Annotated in this window: 12 protein-coding genes; 3 read left to right on the plus strand and 9 right to left on the minus strand. The window is 62.7% G+C overall.

What is annotated here, in order from left to right; translation table 11 throughout:
* Nucleotides 1–69 precede the first annotated feature (69 nt).
* From V1294_RS37745 to V1294_RS37775, 7 genes are all read right to left on the minus strand, one after another.
* Complete coding sequence (locus V1294_RS37745) at nucleotides 70–1,053, minus strand: ABC transporter ATP-binding protein (protein WP_334504398.1); 984 nt, start codon at nucleotides 1,051–1,053, stop codon at nucleotides 70–72.
* Nucleotides 1,050–2,462: an amidase gene (locus tag V1294_RS37750; protein ID WP_334504400.1), complete on the minus strand. Its 1,413-nt coding sequence runs from the start codon at nucleotides 2,460–2,462 to the stop codon at nucleotides 1,050–1,052. The genes V1294_RS37745 and V1294_RS37750 overlap by 4 nt, the downstream gene beginning before the upstream one ends.
* Nucleotides 2,459–2,656, minus strand: coding sequence for a hypothetical protein (locus V1294_RS37755; protein WP_334504402.1), 198 nt, complete (start codon nucleotides 2,654–2,656; stop codon nucleotides 2,459–2,461). Before V1294_RS37755 ends, V1294_RS37750 begins: the two co-directional genes overlap by 4 nt.
* Nucleotides 2,653–3,732, minus strand: a complete 1,080-nt coding sequence (locus V1294_RS37760; protein WP_334504404.1) for an ABC transporter ATP-binding protein — start codon at nucleotides 3,730–3,732, stop codon at nucleotides 2,653–2,655. Before V1294_RS37760 ends, V1294_RS37755 begins: the two co-directional genes overlap by 4 nt.
* A 4-nt stretch (nucleotides 3,733–3,736) precedes the next feature.
* A complete protein-coding gene (locus V1294_RS37765) occupies nucleotides 3,737–4,615 on the minus strand; it encodes an ABC transporter permease (protein ID WP_374226588.1) in 879 nt (292 codons plus the stop codon).
* A 12-nt stretch (nucleotides 4,616–4,627) separates the two neighbouring features.
* Nucleotides 4,628–5,581 carry an ABC transporter permease gene (locus V1294_RS37770; protein WP_334504406.1) on the minus strand — a complete coding sequence of 318 codons (954 nt, stop codon included), beginning with the start codon at nucleotides 5,579–5,581 and terminating at the stop codon, nucleotides 4,628–4,630.
* Between the two features lie 211 nt (nucleotides 5,582–5,792).
* On the minus strand, nucleotides 5,793–7,451 hold the full coding sequence (locus V1294_RS37775) for an ABC transporter substrate-binding protein (protein ID WP_334486185.1): 1,659 nt from the start codon (nucleotides 7,449–7,451) through the stop codon (nucleotides 5,793–5,795).
* Nucleotides 7,452–7,661: 210 nt separating this feature from the next.
* Between V1294_RS37775 and V1294_RS37780 the strand changes: the two genes are divergently transcribed.
* The 3 genes from V1294_RS37780 (at nucleotide 7,662) to V1294_RS37790 (ending at nucleotide 10,486) form a co-directional block, all read left to right on the plus strand.
* Nucleotides 7,662–9,272, plus strand: coding sequence for an ABC transporter substrate-binding protein (locus V1294_RS37780; protein ID WP_334504408.1), 1,611 nt, complete (start codon nucleotides 7,662–7,664; stop codon nucleotides 9,270–9,272).
* A 315-nt stretch (nucleotides 9,273–9,587) separates the two neighbouring features.
* Entirely contained in the window at nucleotides 9,588–9,773 is a 186-nt protein-coding gene (locus V1294_RS37785) for a hypothetical protein (RefSeq protein WP_334486189.1), read from the plus strand.
* A gap of 62 nt (nucleotides 9,774–9,835) precedes the next feature.
* Nucleotides 9,836–10,486, plus strand: a complete 651-nt coding sequence (locus V1294_RS37790; protein WP_334504998.1) for a hypothetical protein — start codon at nucleotides 9,836–9,838, stop codon at nucleotides 10,484–10,486.
* Between the two features lie 171 nt (nucleotides 10,487–10,657).
* Here V1294_RS37790 and V1294_RS37795 read toward each other — a convergent pair whose 3' ends face one another.
* Complete coding sequence (locus V1294_RS37795; RefSeq protein WP_334504410.1) at nucleotides 10,658–12,883, minus strand: CHASE2 domain-containing protein; 2,226 nt, start codon at nucleotides 12,881–12,883, stop codon at nucleotides 10,658–10,660.
* Between the two features lie 89 nt (nucleotides 12,884–12,972).
* A complete protein-coding gene (locus V1294_RS37800) occupies nucleotides 12,973–18,498 on the minus strand; it encodes a VCBS domain-containing protein (RefSeq protein ID WP_442895415.1) in 5,526 nt (1,841 codons plus the stop codon).
* Nucleotides 18,499–19,042: the final 544 nt, after the last annotated feature.

The following is a 19,042-nucleotide window of genomic DNA, read 5'->3' on the forward strand; positions in this document are numbered from 1 at the left end:
AGCGTACCACGCCGCAAAGTGCGGCGCGCTGCGCAGCATCCGGGGAACGCGGAGCCGAGCCTCATCACATCAGCTAGCAGCAGAAATTTCCGCCGCCTCCGCCAGCACGCATCGCGCGGTTCGATCCGGCGATACCTGCACATTGGGCGGCAATCCTTCGCTGCAGCGCGGCTGCGCGTAACTGCAGCGCGGCGCGAATGAGCAGCTCGCGGGCGCCTTGTCTAGCGAAGGCGGTGTGCCCGGAATGGTCTCCAGCCGCGCGCCGCGTTTGGCGCCGTGCACGGTCGAGGCCAGCAGCCCCTTGGCATAAGGGTGAACCGGCGTGCGCACGATGTCGCGCAAGCGGCCCTGCTCCACGATCTGGCCGGCATACATGACGGCCACACGGTCGCAGATTTCGATGGCGACGCCGATATCGTGGGTCACGAAAATCACGGACATGCCGAACTCGCGCTGCAATTCGCGCAGCAGCAGCAGGATCTGGATCTGCACCGTGGCGTCCAGCGCCGTGGTCGGTTCGTCGGCCAGAAGAATTTTCGGCTTGCAGGCCAGCGCCAGCGCGATCATCGCGCGCTGCCGCATGCCGCCGCTCATTTCGTGCGGATAGGCATCGAGACGGCGCCTGGCGGAGGGAATCCGCACCACCTCCAGCATTTCCAGCGCACGGGCCATCCCTTCCTTCTGGCTCTTGCCTTCATGGCGCATCACGCTTTCCGCGATCTGGTGGCCGATCGTGTAGACGGGATCGAGCGCCAGCGCCGGCTCCTGGAAGATCATCGAGACGGTCTGGCCGCGGAACGCCGAAAGCTGTTCGTCGTTCATCGCCAGCACGTCGCGGCCCAGCACCTTCACGGTGCCCGAAATCTGCGTCCGCTTCTTCGGCAGCAGCCGCATCAGCGCGCGCAAGGTCACGCTCTTGCCGGAGCCGGATTCACCGAGCAGGCCGAGCACCTCGCCCTCGCCAAGCGAGAGCGAGATATCGTTGACGGCATGAACCGTGCGCTCGCCGGTGAAGCGGATGTTGAGGTCGCGGATTTCGACGAGGTTGCTCATGCAGCTTTCGGTACCTGGAGGTGATAGTCGGTGGCGCGCTGGAATGCTGATCCGATCCGCACTAGCCCTGCCTCGTCGAAGGGACGGCCGATCAACTGCATGCCGACCGGCAAGCCCTTTGCGGTGAAGCCGGTGGGAATCGAAAGCGACGGCAGGCCGAGATAATTGATCGGGCGGGTGAATTTTGTAATGCGCTGGATCACGGCCTCCGCATCGAGGCTGTTGCCGACATCGCTCTCGGCAATGGTCGCCGCCGGCATCGGCGCGACCGGTGCGATCACGGCATCGGTGCCGGCCACTGCTGCGAGATACGCCGCAAGCGCGGGACCGCGCCAGCGCATCGCTTCGAGATAGGTCACGGCAGGAATCGCAAGCCCGTTCTGCAGCCGCATCAAGACCTGCGCGCCGTAATCCTGCGGCCGCTCGATCATCCAGCGCTTGTGGAAGGCAGCGGCTTCGGTGGCGAGCACGATCTGGCAGGCGGCTGTGAGCTGACGCTGATCCGGCAGTTCGACCTTGACGATTTCGGCACCTTCGCGTCCGAGGGTGGCGATGGTCTCGTCGAGGACCCGCGCCACTTCGGGGTCGAGATCGTCGACATAGAAAGCGGTCGGCACGCCGATCTTGAGGCCTTTCAGCGAGCCGGTGGTCGCGGCCATGTAGTTCGGCACCGGGAGCGTCGAGGTAGTCGGGTCCTCGGGATCGGCGCCCGCCATCAGCCCGACCAGCAGCGCGCAGTCTTCTACCGTTTGCGCGAGCGGTCCGACCGTGTCGAGCGACTGCGACAAGGGCATCGCGCCGGCGCGGCTGATCAGGCCGACGGTCGTCTTGAATCCGGTGACGCCGCAGAAATGCGCGGGCATCCGGATCGAGCCGCCGGTATCGGAGCCCAGCGCCGCAAAGGTCAGCCGCGCCGCGACCGCCGAACCGGAGCCGGACGACGAGCCGCCGGTGATGTGATCGACGTTCCAGGGGTTACGCACCGCGCCGTAATGGACGTTGTGGCCGGTCGGACCGTAGGCGAATTCCACCATCTGCAGCGAGCCGAGCCTGACGGAGCCGGCGTCCTTCAGGCGTTGCAACGCGGTCGATGTTGTCGTCGCGACGTAATCGCGGCGTATCCTGGAGCCGCAGGTCACGACCTTGCCGGCGTCGTAATACATGTCCTTGTGCGCCATCGGCACACCGTGCAGCGGGCCGAGATTCTTGCCCTTGGCGAGCGCGGCATCGGCGGCATCCGCCGCGGCGAGCGCCTCGTCAGCCTCGATCGACATGAAGGCGTTGACGCGCGGCTGCCATTGCGCGATCCGGTCGAGGCAGGATTGCGTAACCTCGCGTGAGGACAATTTCTTGCCGGCGATCGCTTTCGCGACCGCGACCGCTGACATCAGGGCCGGTTCGCCGCTCATTTCGACACCATCGCGCGCTGCACCACGAGAAAGCTCGCAGGCTCGAGATCCATCGGCAGCGTGCCGGCAATGGGCGCAAAGCCGTCGAAGGCCGGACCGATGGAATTGGCGATGCGCGCGGAGACTTCAGAATCCTGCGGCACGCCGGCGACGTCGGTCATTACCTTGACCTGTTTGGGATCGGGTCTTGTCATGCGGCGGTTGCTCCCTTGTCATTTTCTTTGGCCGGCGCGCGGCTGTGCCCGGAACCTGCAATGGCCATGTAGCACGCCGCCTGATGGCCCATTGTATCGACATCGCTGAGTTTTGGCGTCGCATTTGCGCAGAGCGGCTCCGCAAACGGACAGCGGGTGTGAAACCGGCAACCGGGCGGCGGATCGATCGGATTGGGCGGATCGCCCGAGATCGGCGGCGTCTCGGTGCGGTTATCCGGATCGGACGACGGCATCGCCGCCAGCAGCGCCCGCGTATAGGGATGCGCCGGCGCATCCCAGACCTTGTCGACCGGGCCGAGTTCGACCACCTCGCCGAGATACATCACCAGCACGCGGTCCGAGATGTAGCGCACCACGTTGAGGTCGTGGCTGATAAACAGATAGGTGAGGCCGAATTCGCGCTTGAGATCGGCGAGCAGGTTGAGCACCTGCGCCTCGACCGACTTATCGAGCGCGGACACCGCCTCATCGAGGATCACGAGCCGCGGCGACAGCGCCAGCGCACGCGCGATATTGACGCGCTGGCGCTGGCCGCCGGAAATCTCGTGCGGGTAGCGGTTGGCGAAAGTTTCGGGACGGAGGCCAACCTTACCGAGCAGTTCGCGCGCCAGCGTGCGCGCGGTGCCATCCGCCATGCCATGAACCTTTGGGCCGAACGCGATCGATTCCTCGATGGTCAGGCGCGGATTGAGCGAGGCGTAACTGTCCTGAAACACCATCTGCATGCCGCGGCGCAGTTCGCGCAGCGACAGCGTGCGGCCGACCTGCATGCCGTCATAGACGATGTCGCCGGCATCGCGCTTCATCAGATGCATCAAAAGCCGCGCGGTGGTCGACTTGCCGCAGCCGGATTCGCCGACGATCCCGACGGTTTCGCCCTTGGCGATGGAGAAGGAAACATCATCGACCGCGCGCACGGTTTTACGAGGGCTGAACAGATCGCCGCGCACCGGGAAATGCTTGGTGAGGCCGGTGACCTGCAGCAGCGGCTGCGCCGCGCCACCGACGTCCGCGACCGGTTCCAGTAGTTCGACTGACTGATACGTCTCACTCATCGCGTCAGTTCCTGATGTCCATGGCGCTGCGCATGCCGTCGCTGAGCAGGTTGAAGCAGATCGACACCGCGAAGATCATCACGCCCGGCAGCGCCGCCACCCATGGATTGACATAGATCGCGGTGCGCAGCGTGTTCAGCATCAGACCCCACTCTGGCTCCGGCGGCTTTGTACCGAGGCCGAGGAATGAGAGGCCCGCGGCAAGGATCATCGACACCGAGATCAATCCCGTCGCGTAGACGAAGATCGGGCCCAGCACATTGCCGAGCATATGCACGCGCATGATGGTGAACGGCCCGGCGCCGGAAGCGCGCGCGGCCTCGACGAAATCCATGTTGCGCACGCCTGTCGTCACGCTTTCCGCCACGCGGGTGATCTGCGGCACGAACACGATGGTCAGCGAGACGATGGAATTGACGATGCCGGCGCCGAGTGCGCCCGAGATCGCGATCGCCAGCAAGACCGACGGAAAGGCATAGAACACGTCGATGGTGCGCATGATCGCGGTGTTGAGCCTGCCACCGACATAGCCGGCGACGAGCCCGAGCGAGGTCCCGATCATAAAGGCGAGGATCACCGGAAGAATGCCGATGATCAGCGACAGCCGGCCGCCATAGATCAGCCGCGCCAGCATGTCGCGGCCGAGTTCGTCGGTGCCGAGCGGATAGTTCGGCGTGCCGATGTGGCGAAGCCGGCGGATCATCGAGCCCTGGTAGGGATCGGCAAGGCCGAGCCACGGCGCGCACAATGCCGAGAGAAAGATCAGCACCAGCACAAACGCGCAGACCATGCTGACCTTGTCGCGTGAGATGCGGCGGCCAACGGTCGCCCAATAGCCACGCGCCTTGGTGGCGGGTGCGGCTTGCAGGGCGGTATCCGACATCACGGTCATGAATCAGCCCCGCTTGATGCGCGGATCGATCGCGGCCTGCGCGATATCGACCAAGAGATTGAGGGCCACGAAGAACAGCGCCAGCACCAAAATCGTGCCCTGCAGCAGCGGCAGGTCGCGCTGGAAGATCGCGGAATTGAGCAGTAATCCCGAGCCGGGCCATGAGAACACGGTCTCGATCAGGATCGAGCCGCCGAGCATGTAGCCCAGTTGCAGCCCCATCACCGCGAGCGCGGTTGGCGCGGCGTTCTTGATGACGTGTTTGAACACGTCGAGTTCGCGCAGGCCCTTGGCCCGCAGCGCCTCGACGAAATCCTGTGAAAGAATATCGCCGGTGAGCGCGCGCACCGTGCGGGTGACGATACCCATCGGAATCACCGAGGTCGTGATCGCAGGCAGGATCAGATACTTCATGTGCTCCCAATCCCAGCTCCAGGCGCCGGAGCCGCCGGGACCGGCGCCGACCGCGGGCAGCCAGTTGAGCTGCACCGAGAAGATGATGACCATCACCATGCCGAGCCAGTAATGCGGCACCGAGACGCCGGCGATCGCAATCGAAGTCGCGACCTTGTCGATCCAGGTGTCGCGGAAATAGCCGGCGATCAGGCCGAACAGCAGCCCGAGCGTGAAGCCGATCAGCGCTGCGGCAATCGCGAGCGTGACGGTGTTGCCGACCGCGCGCAGCACTTCCGACAGCACCGGACGCCCGGTAGCGATCGAATTGCCGAGATCGCCATGGAGCGCGCGCCACAGCCAAAGCCCGAACTGCACCGGCAGCGGACGATCAAAGCCGTAGGCGGTGCGCAGCTGCGCGGCGAGTTCCTGCGATGCGTCTGCCGGCAGCACGGCTACCAGCGGATCGCCGGGCGTGATGTGCACCAAGAGGAAGCACACCAGCGCCACGCTGGCCACGATCGGGATCACATAGACGATACGGCGGGCGATATAAGCAAACACGAGTCACTTTTTCTTCTTCCCTTCTCCCCTTGTGGGAGAAGGTGGCGTGGACGTAGTCCGCGCCGGATGAGGGGTTCTATCCGCGGACGCAAGCATTTCGAATGAGGGACGCGTATCCGCGGAGAGAACCCCTCACCCGGCTTCGATGCTACGCATCGAAGCCACCCTCTCCCGCAAGAGGAGAGGGTGAGCAAGCATCACGCTCCTGACCTTACGGCGCCATCGACACCGGCGAGAAGTCGACGAACCAGCTCTTCGGCTGCACGAAGCCTTTGACCTTCGGGCTCATCGCGCGCGGGGAGACGTCATGGGCGACGTAGAGGAACGCCGCGTCATCCACCGAGGCCGCGTGCAGTTCGGCGAGTGCCGCGTCACGCGCTGCGGGATCGAAGGTCTGGCGCGCTTTCGTCACCAGCTCGTCGAACTTGGGATTGTTGATGTAACCCCAATTATTCGACGTTGGCGGCGCCATCGACGATTGCAGGAAGCGCACCAGCGCGAAGAACGGGTCCATCGCCGCATAGGTGACGTTGGTGGCGTTGGCGCCGTTGGCGGTGGGATCCTTGGCGCCGCGGCGCCAGTTGGTGAACAGCGTGTTCCACTCGATGACGTCGAGCTGGACGTCGAAATAGCATTCGGCCAGCGCCTGCTGCAGATATTCGTTCATCGGCAAGGGCTGCATCTGGCCCGATCCCGAGGCGGAGGTCTGGGTCTTCACCGTCAGCTTCTTGCTCGGGCCAAAGCCTGCTTCCTGCATCAGCTTTTGGGCAGCGGCCTTGTCGTATTTGATCTCAAACGTCGGCTTGCCGCGCCAGGGATGGCCGGCCTCGAACGTTCCGGTTGCCGGCACCATCAGCCCGGCGAGCAGGCCCTCCTTGAGGCCTTCGCGATCGACGCACAGATTGGCCGCCTTGCGCACGCGGATGTCATTCCAGGGCGAGCCTTCGATGCGCGAGAACTGCCACGGCCAGACATGCGGCGATTCATTGGCCTGGAGCTGGAAGCCGCGCTGCTTGATTTCCTTGACCGCGTCGGGCGCCGGCGCCTCGACCCAGTCGACCTGCCCGGACAGCAATGCCGCGGTGCGGGCATTGGCCTCCGGCATCGGCAGCAGCACCATTTTGTCGACCTTGGGCACGCGACCCTTGTCCCAATAGCCTTCGTTCTTGACCAGTTCGAGCCGCTCGCGCGGCGTGAACTTCGACATCTTCCAGGGGCCGGTGCCCGAGGCTTCCTTCGCAAATGCCGCCCAGGCGGCCTGCGACTTCGCCTTGGCGTCGGCGCCTTCGGCCTTGTCATAAAACGCCTGCCACTTCGAAGGGCTGGCCATGAACAGGTTGGTCAGGTTGATCGGCAAAAAGCTGTCCGGCTCCTTGGTGGTCAGCTCGACCGTCATGTCGTCGATCTTGCGGGCAGAGGCCAAGGTCGGCATGCGCGAGGCGGTGACGCCGACCTGGCTGGCGTCGAATTGCGGCGCGTCCTGTTTCAGCACCTTTTCGACATTCCAGACCACGGCATCGGCGTTGAACGGCGAGCCGTCATGGAAGGTGACGCCGGGACGCAGCTTGAAGGTCCATTTCTTCTTGTCGGCCTCGTCGACCTTCCATTCGGTCGCGAGCCCCGGGATCATCACGCTCGGCTTGGTGGCCGACGAGAGGTCCCACGCCGTCAGCCCGTCATACATGGTCAGGCCGGTGAAGCGGTTGCCCTCAAAACCCTGATCGGGCTGGCCGAGCGTGCGCGGAATATCGGCAGCCGTCATGCCGATCCGCAGCACCGTTTCGGCGCCGGCGAGCTGCGGCAGTCCCACGACCAGCGCCGTTGCCAGCAGCCACGCGGTGGCCGTCTTTTTCGATTTGTCGTTACGCATATGCAGCAATTCCTTCTCGACTTGGGTGACTAATTCTTATGCAAAGGTATGCAACGCCTGTGCCAAGGCAGGCGTTGAGGCAGGCGCTTCGTGAGGGGCCATTAGCCGCACAACTCCCTGTGAATGCGCATGCAAGCGCGCTTTCCATGCTCCATCTGGCATCAAGCTTGCATTTTTTAGCTCCAAACCCCGCCCGATGGAGCTTAATTCATGCGCACCCGAAATTCGATGCTTCTTGCTGCCGCGGCAATCCTCGGATTGTCTTTAGGCTTGCCTACGATTTCGGCGCGGGCGGAAACCGTTGTGCGCTACGGCATTTCGATGGCGGATATCCCGCTGACCACCGGCCAGCCGGATCGCGGCGCCGGCGCCTACCAATTCTCGGCCTATACGATCTACGATCCGCTGGTCGCCTGGGAGATGGACGTGTCGGACCGGCCGGGCAAGCTGGTGCCGGGCCTGGCCACCGAGTGGAAAGTCGACGAGGGCGACAAGAAGAAATGGCGCTTTGCCCTGCGCAAGGGCGTCAAATTCCACGACGGCAGCGAACTCAATGCCGACGCGGTGATCTGGAATCTGGACAAGGTGCTCAATGACAAGGCACCGCAGTTCGACAAGCGCCAGAGCGCGCAGGTGAAAACCCGCCTGCCCTCCGTGGCGAGCTACGCCAAGATCGACGATTCGACCATCGAGATCACGACCAAGGCGGTCGATTCCTTCTTCCCCTACCAGATGCTGTGGTTCCTGGTCTCCAGCCCCACGCAATATGAAAAGCTCGGCAAGGACTGGGACAAGTTCGCCAGCCAGCCTTCCGGCACCGGACCGTTCAAGCTGACCAAACTTGTCCCGCGCGAACTGGCTGAACTGACCAGGAATGCCGACTATTGGGACAAGAAGCGGCTTCCGAAGGCCGACAAGATCGTGCTGATCCCGATGCCGGAAGCGCTGACGCGCACCAATGCGCTGCTGGCAGGCCAGGTCGATTTGATCGAGACACCGGCGCCGGACGCGGTGCCACAGCTTGAATCCGCCGGCATGAAGATCGTCGACAACGTCACACCCCATGTCTGGAATTATCATTTGAGCGTATTGCCCGGCTCGCCCTGGACCGATGTCAGGCTTCGCAAGGCGCTCAATCTCGCGATCGACCGCGAGGCCGTGGTCGGACTGATGAACGGCCTGGCAAAACCCGCCAAGGGCCAGGTCGATCCGTCGAGCCCGTGGTTCGGCAAGCCGTCCTTTGAACTCAAATACGATGTCGCGGCGGCGAAGAAGCTGGTGCAGGAAGCGGGCTATTCGAAGGAGAAGCCGCTGAAGGCGACCTTCATCATCGCGCAAGGCGGCACCGGGCAGATGCTGTCGCTGCCGATGAACGAATTCCTGCAGCAGAGCTTTAAGGAAATCGGCATCGATGTTGACTTCAAGGTGGTCGAGCTCGAGACGCTCTATACGGCATGGCGCAAGGGCGCGGCCGACGAGATGAACGCCGGCATCACCTCCAACAACATCGCCTATGTCACGTCAGATCCGCTCTACGCGATCGTCCGCTTCTTCCACTCCGGCCAGATCGCGCCGGTCGGCGTCAACTGGGGCGGCTACAAGAACCCCAAGGTCGACGCGCTGATCGACGAGGCCAAGCAGACGTTTGATGTCGCCAAGCAGGACGAGCTATTGGCGCAGGCCCATGCGCTGATCGTCGACGACGCCACGCTAGTCTGGGTCGTGCACGATACCAACCCGCATGCACTGTCGCCGAAGGTGAAGAAGTTCGTGCAGGCGCAGCACTGGTTTCAGGATTTGACGCAGATCGGGCTGGAGTGAGAGGGGCTTGATCCAGAGCGCGCTCCAGCCTGTACAGGCTTGGCTGTCCTGATCTGAAGGAGACAGCCATGACCCCATTTGAAAACAAGGCACCGCGGCGCCTCAGCATAACCAACGCCGCCCCTGGCAAACCAACGGGTCCGCACGAATAGGGCTCGAGGATTTTGCCCGTCTCACAACTGCCGCACAGCGGTCACGTTCGCTGAACGCCTCCGCCGTACTGTAGTCGTATTCCGACGATCATGTGCACGGCATGCCTGCTGGGCAGCGCTCAGCAGGCATGCTTTGTTTCGCCTAACGACATGGGGAACTGCCGTGATCAAGATTGCTATTGCAGTGGGTGCAACGCTTGCCGTGGTGACTGCCGCCAGCGCTGCCGACATTCCACGCCGACAGCCCGTCTATCAGCAAGCTGCCGTCGGCAAGATGCCGATTGGCAAGACCCCGGTCGGGAAGAGCCCAATCGGCAAGGCGCCCGGGCCCGTTGTGTCGCGCTACTAGCGCACGGCATTGACCGAGGGTCGTTGAACCTGCCTTTGTCGTCGACGGTTGAGGGGCGAAGCGTGGCAAGTCGACCTAACAGATTGGGACCATGGTTGCTTGCGGGACTCACACTCGCAGCTTCGCTCCCAGGCACAATCCCATCGGCTTCTGCACACGAGGCACACAAGCGGTTGGCTGACGCGAATGCGCTTGTGTCTAGTAACGCGCCTATCCAGCCAAGACCGGCGGCACAGGCGGCTCAAAAGCAGGGCACGGTCAAGGGCCCGTACTACGTCGATTTCAGAGCCAGGACGGCGGCGAGCTGGGGACATGCTTTCGTCTGGTACGGGAAGACGAGCGAGCGAGCAGTTGAGGTCGCGGGCCTCACGCCTGCGGGAGACACCTTTGCCTACGTGCTGGGGCATTTGACGTGGGTCCCGTCCGAGACCGGGGCGAGCTATGGCGATCTTGATCCGGAGTACCTGACCGCGAGCTACCGGGTTTACCTGAGTGAGCCGGACGCAAAAAGGGTGTTCGCTTACATCAAGAAATTGCAAGCGAGTTCACCGGTCTGGAACGCGGAAACATCCAATTGCACGGCGTTTATCGGCAGCATCGCAAGTTTTATGGGACTGAAAGTGCCTCTCCGCTGGCAGCGTCCCGAGAACTACGTCAACAGCCTCAAGGAAATGAATAGCGGTCGCCAGATGGTCCGCCTGTCATCGGAGTAGTTAGCGGTTGGTGGTCTCGCAATATCCGCTGTCGTCCCGAGCAAGCGAAGCGCGACCCGAGACTCATAACCACGGGGAGTCTGTAGGATGGGTAGAGCGCAGCGAAACCCATCACGCTTCCGCGCGGGGATTTGATGGGTATCGCTTCGCTCCACCCATCCCACGTTCTTCTCACTTCGTCAGCAGCGCGAAGGCGCCGTTCCAGTCTTCCGGCGGCGGGTTTTCGAGGTAGCCGCGGATGCGGGCTTCGTACAAATTGTACAGCAGCTCCAGCGAGCGCGCCTCGTCGGTCTTGCGGCCGCGCGCGATCGCCGCCAGCGCGCCATCCCAGTCGCGTGTGCGATAGCAGGAGAGCATCTCGATGGTCAGGTTGCGCAGGCGCTGGAAGCGGCCGGACTGCGCGATGTCCTCACGGCCGGCGATGGCGTAGATCACCTCCGGCTCCTTCTTGCCCTTCACCATGATGAAGTCGAGTTCGAGGATCGCGAACTTGTCCTTGACCGCCAGCGCGGTCCTGGAGCCGACGATGATCGGGAAGCCATATTCCTTCGACTGCCCCTCAAGGCGCGAGGCCAGATTAACGCTATCGCCGAACACCGAATAATTGAACTTGAGATCGGATCCCATGTTGCCGACCACGCAGATGCCGGTATTGAGACCGACGCCGACATTGAGCGGAATGAACGGACGCCCTTCTTCCTTTGCCTCCTGCTCGCGCGCCTGATTGAGTTCGTCGACATGCTCCAGCATGTCGAGCGCGGCCTCGCAGGCGTTGAGCTCGTGGCCCTTGTCGTCCAGCGGCGCGTTCCAGAACGCCATGATGGCGTCGCCCATATATTTGTCGATATAGCCCTTGCGCGCGAGAATCGCGTTGGTGAGCGGTGTCAGGAAGCGATTCATCAGCGCGGTGAGGCCTTGCGGATCGTTCTTGTAGGTCTCCGAGATCGAGGTGAAGCCGCGCATGTCGGAGAACATGATGGTCATCTCGCGCTCCTCGCCGCCGAGCACCAGCTTTTCCGGCGACTGCGCGAGCTGTTCCACCAGCACCGGCGACATGTATTGCGCGAAGGCCCCACGGATCTGCTTGCGCTGTTGCTGCTCGCGCACGAAGCTCGAAAAGATCAGCGTGAGGTAGATCGCCGTGGTCGACATCAAGGGGTAGGTGAAGTCGATCAGGAGCCTGTGCTGTATGTAGAAAAATGCCGACGTTCCGATCAGGGCGGTCGCAAACGCCCCGCCAAGCGCGACCAGCGTGATCGGACCGAACAACGGCGCGAACGCGATCACCAGAAGCCCAAACAGCAGCGCGGTCGCGAATTCAACCGCAATGCCGTAGATCGGCTGGGAGATCACCGCCCCGGTCAACGCGCTTTCCAGAATCTGGGCGTGGATTTCCACGCCCGGCATGTTCTGCGAAACCGGCGTGGTCTTGATGTCGTTGAGACCGACGGCCGAGGTGCCGATCAGGACCAGCTTGCCCGCGATCATTTCGGGCGCAACGGTCTTTTGCAGCACGTTGATTACCGGAACGTAGAGCGAAGGATCTTGGCGGGCGTAGTGAACCCAAAGCTGGCCATTGCCATCGGTCGGAAGCTGAAAGCCCTTGATGCCGAGGCTCTTGATGCCGGCCTTCTCGGACTTAATCAGGATCGTGCCCGAGCCGGCGGCAACCCGAAGCATCTCGAAACTCAGCGAGGGCATGGTCTGACCCTGCGCCAGCATGATCATCGGCACGCGCCGCACGATGCCGTCACGCTCGGGCTTGATCGTGAACAGACCGCGCCCGGCAGCCGCGTGTTCCAGCACCTTGGTGTTGCGCAGCAGGCCCGGGAATTGGAACATGAAGCGTTGCGGCTCCTCGCCCAGCATCGCCAGTCCCGTCACCGGAAGTGTCTTGTCGAGCGCGGCCAGTTCTTCCGCGGCCCCCGATTCACCAAGCACCACGCGCGACTTGCGGATGGCTTCGGCGAAGACCTCGTCGTTGCTCGGCAGCGCCCGCAATTTGGCGCGGGTGTCCTCATCGAGGTTGCGGAACGTATCGGCCGCATCGGAGGGATTGAGCCGGTCCGGCTCCGGAAACACCGCGTCGAACGCGATCACGACGGCGCCCAGCCTGGTCAACTCGGTAATGAGATCGGCGATCCGCGTCCGCGGCCATGGCCACTGGCCGATCTTTTCCAGGCTCTTGTCGTCGATATCGACGATGGTGACCGGCCTCGCCGTCTTCTTGCGGGGATCGAGCCGCTGGAAGAAATCGAAGGTCCTGACCCGAACTTCCTCGACCGGCGCCGGGTCGGCAAGGCGCAGCGCGGCAAACCCGATCAGCAGCGCAAGGCACAGCAGCCGGGCATAGCCGATGCGCCGCTTGAACCACCTCGGTAGGGCCCGGAGCTTCATGGCTTCGATTGTTCGCTAACTGAGGGCGCCAGACAAGCCAGAAGATGGCATCGATATCCCCGGGTTAGCGCGGATGGCGAAGCGCCATGTTAGTGATGCGGCGACACGATGAAGTCGCTCGCATGCAGGTTGGCGGCGGTGACACCCTTGATGGTGATCGTGTCGTGGGTGTCGAGCGTGATCAGTGTGTCGGCGCCGTTGGCACCGGTTTCCGACTTATGGCTATCGAGCCAGGCATCGATGTTATCCGAATGCACCTCGGAGAACGCGCGCAGGTCGATGTGGTCCTCGCCCACTTTGAAGTCGGTGATCTCATCCTCGCTCGGGCTATATTCCGGCGCAAAGACGAACTGGTCGGCTTTCGCACCGCCGCTCAGCGTGTCCTCGCCTCCAGTTGCAAAAATGACGTCCTTCTCGCCCGTCCCAGCCAGCGTGGCACCATCCGATCCGGATTGCTGGAACATGAAGTTCAGGGTGTCGCTCTGGCCTTGGGCATCCGTGGCGGTCACCGTGACGATGTCGTTCTCGCTGTTGTCCGCCGGCGTGTAAATGATGCCGCTAGCAAACTTGTCATTGATCGCCGAAACGGTGCCATGGATCTCTAGAACGCCGACGTTATCATCATCCACCAATGAAAGCTCGCCGTGCAAAGCCCTCGCCGTGATCGTCACATCGGAAGCCTGGTCGTCATCGGACAAAATGATGTCGAAAACGGTGGTGGTAACTGCGGCGTCTCCGTTCTCTTCAACCCTGATGCTTTCAGCGCTCAGGACCAGCGCCTCGTCGACGCCGGTGACGTTCACCTTGAGATGCCCATCGCTTCCGAGCGCCCCGTCGGAAGCGGTGTAGGTGAAATCGTCTTGCACGGTAACGCCATGGTCCAGCGCGGCGACCGCCGCCGCCTGTGCGGAGGTAGCGCCGAGCGTGTAGGTGTAGTCGCCGGTCGCCTGGTCAATGACAACCCGGCCGTAGGTGCCATCAACCGTAATGTGGCCAGACGCCGCGACGCCGTTGACGACGTTCGACACGGAAAGCGTGTCGTGTTCGGCGTCAGTGTCGTTGGCGAGCAGGTGACCGGTGATACTACCCGTGTTGCCGGTAATCGATGCGACATCGTCGGTTGCGACCGGCGCGTCGTTGATCGGCGTGATATCGATGGTCACGGTGGCGGTTGCGGTCTGGCTGCCGTTCGATCCGCTGTTGCCAGCGTCGTTGACGGACAGCGTCAGGCCGGTCGATGCGCTCGGATTGTCCGAATTCGCGCTGTAGCTTATCGTGCCGGAATTGTCTCCGGAGAGCAGCGCTTCGATGTAGTCGACCAGTCCGGTGATCGTCACGGAGGACGTACCGTTGCCGGTGACCGAAACGTCGTTTCCACCGAGGTCGACGTCCAGGATGCCTTCGCCGACGGAGAGGGTCACCGTTTCGGTGCCGCCATTGCCATCGATATCAGCGACATGCAAGCCGGTGCCGCTGATGACCAGCGGCGCTTGTTCAGTCGCAACGTAATGCGTCGCGGGCGCGGCCGCGGTCGGCGCGTCGTTGACCGCCGTGACCGTCAGCGTTGCGACATTCGACGTCACGGAGAAAGCGGTGGAGCCGCCCGCTGCCGAGGCGTCCGCCATGGTGCCGTGGATGCCAGTCGTTTGATCCCACGCCACATACGTGAACGTGTCCGTCCCGCCATCTTCGCCGTCGGGGACGAACCTGACCTTGTCGGTCGCCGCCAGCAGCAACGCGGAGCCGCCCGACACCGCCGGGAAAGCGACGAACGTGCTGCCGTCGGTGGAATATTCCCAGTGGCCATGCGCGCTGGTCGTCGCAGTGATTGCGATGCCTTGCAGCGCGCCGTGATCGACGTCGGCAATGCTGGCTCCGAGGAACGAGGCGACGGTCTGGCCGGCATTCGCGGTCTGGTCTTCGGTAATCGTGATCAGCGACGGAGCCGACGCGGTCAGGACCGGCGCGTCGTTGGTGCCGGTGACGGTGATCGTGAAAGTCTGTGACGTGATCCCGCTATCGCCATCGTTGATCGCGACCGTATAGGTCAGCGTAACGGACTCGGCCTCGGCCAGATAGTCGAACGCGGTCGACGCCGCCGAGAAGCCGAGATTGACGGACCCGGCCGACGAGCCCGAAGCCTTGGTCACGGTTCCCGCGCTCACCAACGCAATCAGTTCGCTCGCGTTGAGGCCGAGTCCGTCGGTATCGCCGTCCAACGTCACGCCGGTGATAGCAGCGGCATGGCCGACATCGGTCAGGTCAACGTCGGTAAAGGTGACGGGGATCGTGGCAGTCAGTGGTGCGGTATCGGTCTGCTCGGTCAGGTCCTTTTGCGCGATGTTCCCAATCACCGGCGCATCGTCGGTACCGGTGACGGTGACGACAAAAGTCTTCGGCGTCACGCCGCCGTCGCCGTCGTCGATCGAAACCGTGTAGGTCAGGGTCAGGACTTCGCCCTTCGCCAGATAGTCGAACGCGGTCGAGGCCGCCGAGAACGACAGATCGACAGAGCCGGACGACGAGCCGGCGGCCTTGGTCACGGTACCCCGCGTCACCAGGGCGATCAGCGCCGCCTCGTCGAGCGCAAGACCCGTGGTGGTGCCGGACGCCGCGGCGCCGGTGATGGCAGCGGTGTGGCCGACATCAGACAGGTCGCGATCGGTGAAAGTGACTGATATCGTCGTTGTCAGCGGCGCGGTATCGGTTTGCTCGGAGATGCCCTGCTTCGCGATATCGGCGATTTCAGGCGCGTCGTTGCTGCCATTGACGGTGACGATAACATCCTGCGACGTGACGCCACCATGGTGATCGTCGACCTCGACGGTGTAGGTCAGCGTGACCGTCTCGCCATCGGCAAGGTAGTCGAAATAGCTATCCGGCGCCGAGAACGACCAGGACTTCGAGCCGGTCTTCCCATCGGTGGAATCGGCCAGCGGGCTCAGCGACAGCCAGCTAAGTTGGACCGCGCCGTTGGCGAGGCCTGTCGTGACGCCGGAGGCGTGGACGCTCGCGATCTTGACCGCATGCGTATCGGTCAGATCGGCATCGATGAACTTGATCATGCCGCTTGCGGTATCCGGCGTCGTCGAACCGTGAGTGTCGGCGACTTCCGAAATGGTCGCGGCCTGCAGATCGCTGATGATTTGAGCCGTATCGTTGCTGCCGGTGACGGTGATAGTGATCGGCTTGGTCACCACGCCGCCATGCCCGTCATTCACGGTTGCCGTGTAGGTCAGGTTGAGGATTTCGCCGTCGGCAAGGAAATCGAATGCACTGTCGGCGACGCTATAACTCCAGCTCGCCGAGCCATTATTGGTATTGCCAGAATTCTGCACCATCGTCAGCGGCTCATCCACCGCTGCGATCGCCGCGAGTTGCTTGGCCGTGAGCTGCGAGGTTACGTCGATGCTGGATGCGTTCAGGTAGGTGAACGCAGTGAAGGCCGTGCTCGCCACCGGCCGGTCGGTCAGGTCGACGTCGGTGAAGCTGATGGTGCCGGCTGCGACATGGAGCGCATTGGAGCCGGTCGGGTTCGGCTGACTGGCGCTCGAAAACTCGGCAAAGGCGGCGCTCGTCGCGACGATGGTCGGCAGGTCGTTGGTGCCGGTGACGACGACGTCGGCGCCGTGGATCGAGACCGTAATCGGTGTGGAGATGACGCCGCCATGGCCATCATCGACCTGGGCGACGTAGTTGAGCGTCAGCCTTTCGCCCTTGGCGATGAAGTCGAACTTGCTGTCCTCGATGCTGTAGGTCCAGGTCGCCGAACCGTTGTGGGTGTTTCCGGCCGCCTGCACCACGGAGAGCGGCACCTCGACGGCCAGGATCGCCGCCAGTTGCGCCGGCGTCAGCGTCGCGGTGACGTCGTTACCCTCTGCATCGTAATAGCGGAACGGATCGGTTGCGGAGATCGCGGCGCTGACGACGGGCCGGTCGGTCAGGTCGGAGTCGGCGAAGGTGACGGTACCGGTCACGGTATCGACCGCCGTATTGCCGGTGCCGATCCGCTCCGTGATCGTGCCGCCGGTCGCGGAGAGCGTCGGCTTGTCGTTGGTGCCGGTGATAACGATCGTAAACGGCACGAACGTCGTCTCGTTGCTCGGCGCGTAGTTGTTGTCGACCCGCGCCATATAGGTCAGCGTCAGCGTCTCGCCGGAGGCGAGGAAGTCGAAGGCGCCATCGGCAATGTTGTAGGTCCAGGTCGCCTGGCCGGTGTTCTTGCCGTTGGGGTCCTGCACCACGACCAGCGGCACCTCGACCGCCTTGATCGCGGCCAGTTGCTCCGCCGTCAGCGTCGCGGTGACGTCGGCCTTCTGCGCGTTCGCATAGATGAAGGAGGAGAACGCAGTGCTGACGCTCGGAACGTCGCCGGGATTGATGTCGGCATAGCTGACTATGCCGGACACGCTGTCCACGGCAGCGCTGGCGGTGATGTCGACGCGCTCGGTAAACGAACCGCCGTGCGCGGCGGCCGCCGGCGGCCCGGGAATGTGATCGAGATGGGGGCTGGGACCTGTGCCGGGCGATGGAGCAGGCTTGTCCGGGACATTGACGAACTGAAGCGTCACCGGCACGAAGTCGTTGCTGGCCAGCTTGAGGAACGACGTTTGCGGAACGATCGAGTCGGTAAAGTTGGTCGTCAGCTTGGTGTTCGGGTTGTTCAGGTCGGTGAACTTCAGCGAAAACACGTCGCTGATGACCTTTTGCGCGTCGGGCGACAGTTGCACGGACGACTGAAAGGTGACCGAGCCCTGGCCGTTGATGATCGTCTGCGTGCCGGCCCGGTTGACGGTTGCGATCGGCGTCAGCGTGGTCTTGTCGAACAGGATGTAGGAGCCGGTGGTGCCGTCGGGTTCGACCAGCACCTGGAATTTCGCCGGCGGCGCACCACCTTGCGACGGCACCTCGAAATCGATCTCGACCAGCACCGCGGTGCCGCGGATGCCCATGGTCGCGACCGGCGTGTCGACCTTCATGTCGCCTTTCTTGGCGGTGGCGCCGGCGACGAACGAGATGGTGCCCTGCACCAGGCTGAGCAGCGATTTGTTGTCCGACCCGTTGGGGTCGTAGATCATTTCGTTCAGCACCATCTTGGCGTTCGACGCGAGGCCGAACACGGTGCCGTCGATGAAGGTAATGCCGAGCGTCGAATCGGAGCCGGACTGGACGACGTCGCCTTTGTGGACGGTGTCGCCCTGGTTCAGGATGATCGACACGCCGTTGCGGATCGCGGTTGCGCTGCCCGTCAGCTTGGTGACATGGCCGATGAGAGCGGGAGCAACGCTGGCGCTGCCGTCGGCCTGCGCGAGCTGGATGTGCCCGGCCAGCGCGTTGACGATGTCACCGGTGAGGTGGGCGCCATCGGGCGAGGCCAGCGCGGCGCGTTTCTCGCCCCTGAAGTAATCGGGCAGGACGAGTTCGCGGTCGCCGCTGGTGAGGACCAGGTCGACGCCCGAGCGCTTGAAATCGCCGGTGAACAGCAGGTGGGCATCAGGAACGATAACGGCATCGACCGGCGCATGCGTCGAAACGCTGTCGACGCGGACGGAACCATGGGGGTGCGAACCATGGGCGTCCGACACCACATCGGTAAATTTACCGGCCAAGCTCAAAATGGCACCGTTGCCGCTAAGGTTAATATTTATACAATATTGAAATATCTAAGCTTGCATATCATTGGAAGGTCCCGCACGGAACCACCCAATGCTTGTTAATATCGCGGAAAGTGACGCCCTGGCGGGTCGGTCTTCGTGGAATTCCCCCGGGAGATCGCAGGTATCGCTGGTTGTCCCGGCAACAATACGGGCGGAATTCTCCGGCCTCAACAACATTACTTCAAGTATTCGAAGTATAAATTTGAAAAATATACCTGGCACTGTTTCCCCATGGTTCCACGGGGACTATGATGCGATTTTTGAAATTCAAACTGTGAACCAGCTAACAAATCAGACAATTTTCAACAAAAAAGTCACATTAACGGAAAATCAACCATAAGGCGCAGTTAAAGGCTGTCTCCAACAGCCCCGCGCGCGCGGCTTGCTTAAGCCGATCGATTAAATTCTCGCCAAATCGACAGCGGTTATTTTGGGCTGTTTCGCAGTTCGCGGCCAGCCTCCCCCCGTTTTAAGCGGATTAAAAGCACCTCCGCCCATCCTG

Origin of the sequence: Bradyrhizobium sp. AZCC 1678 (assembly GCF_036924765.1) — a bacterium.
GTDB lineage: Bacteria > Pseudomonadota > Alphaproteobacteria > Rhizobiales > Xanthobacteraceae > Bradyrhizobium > Bradyrhizobium algeriense.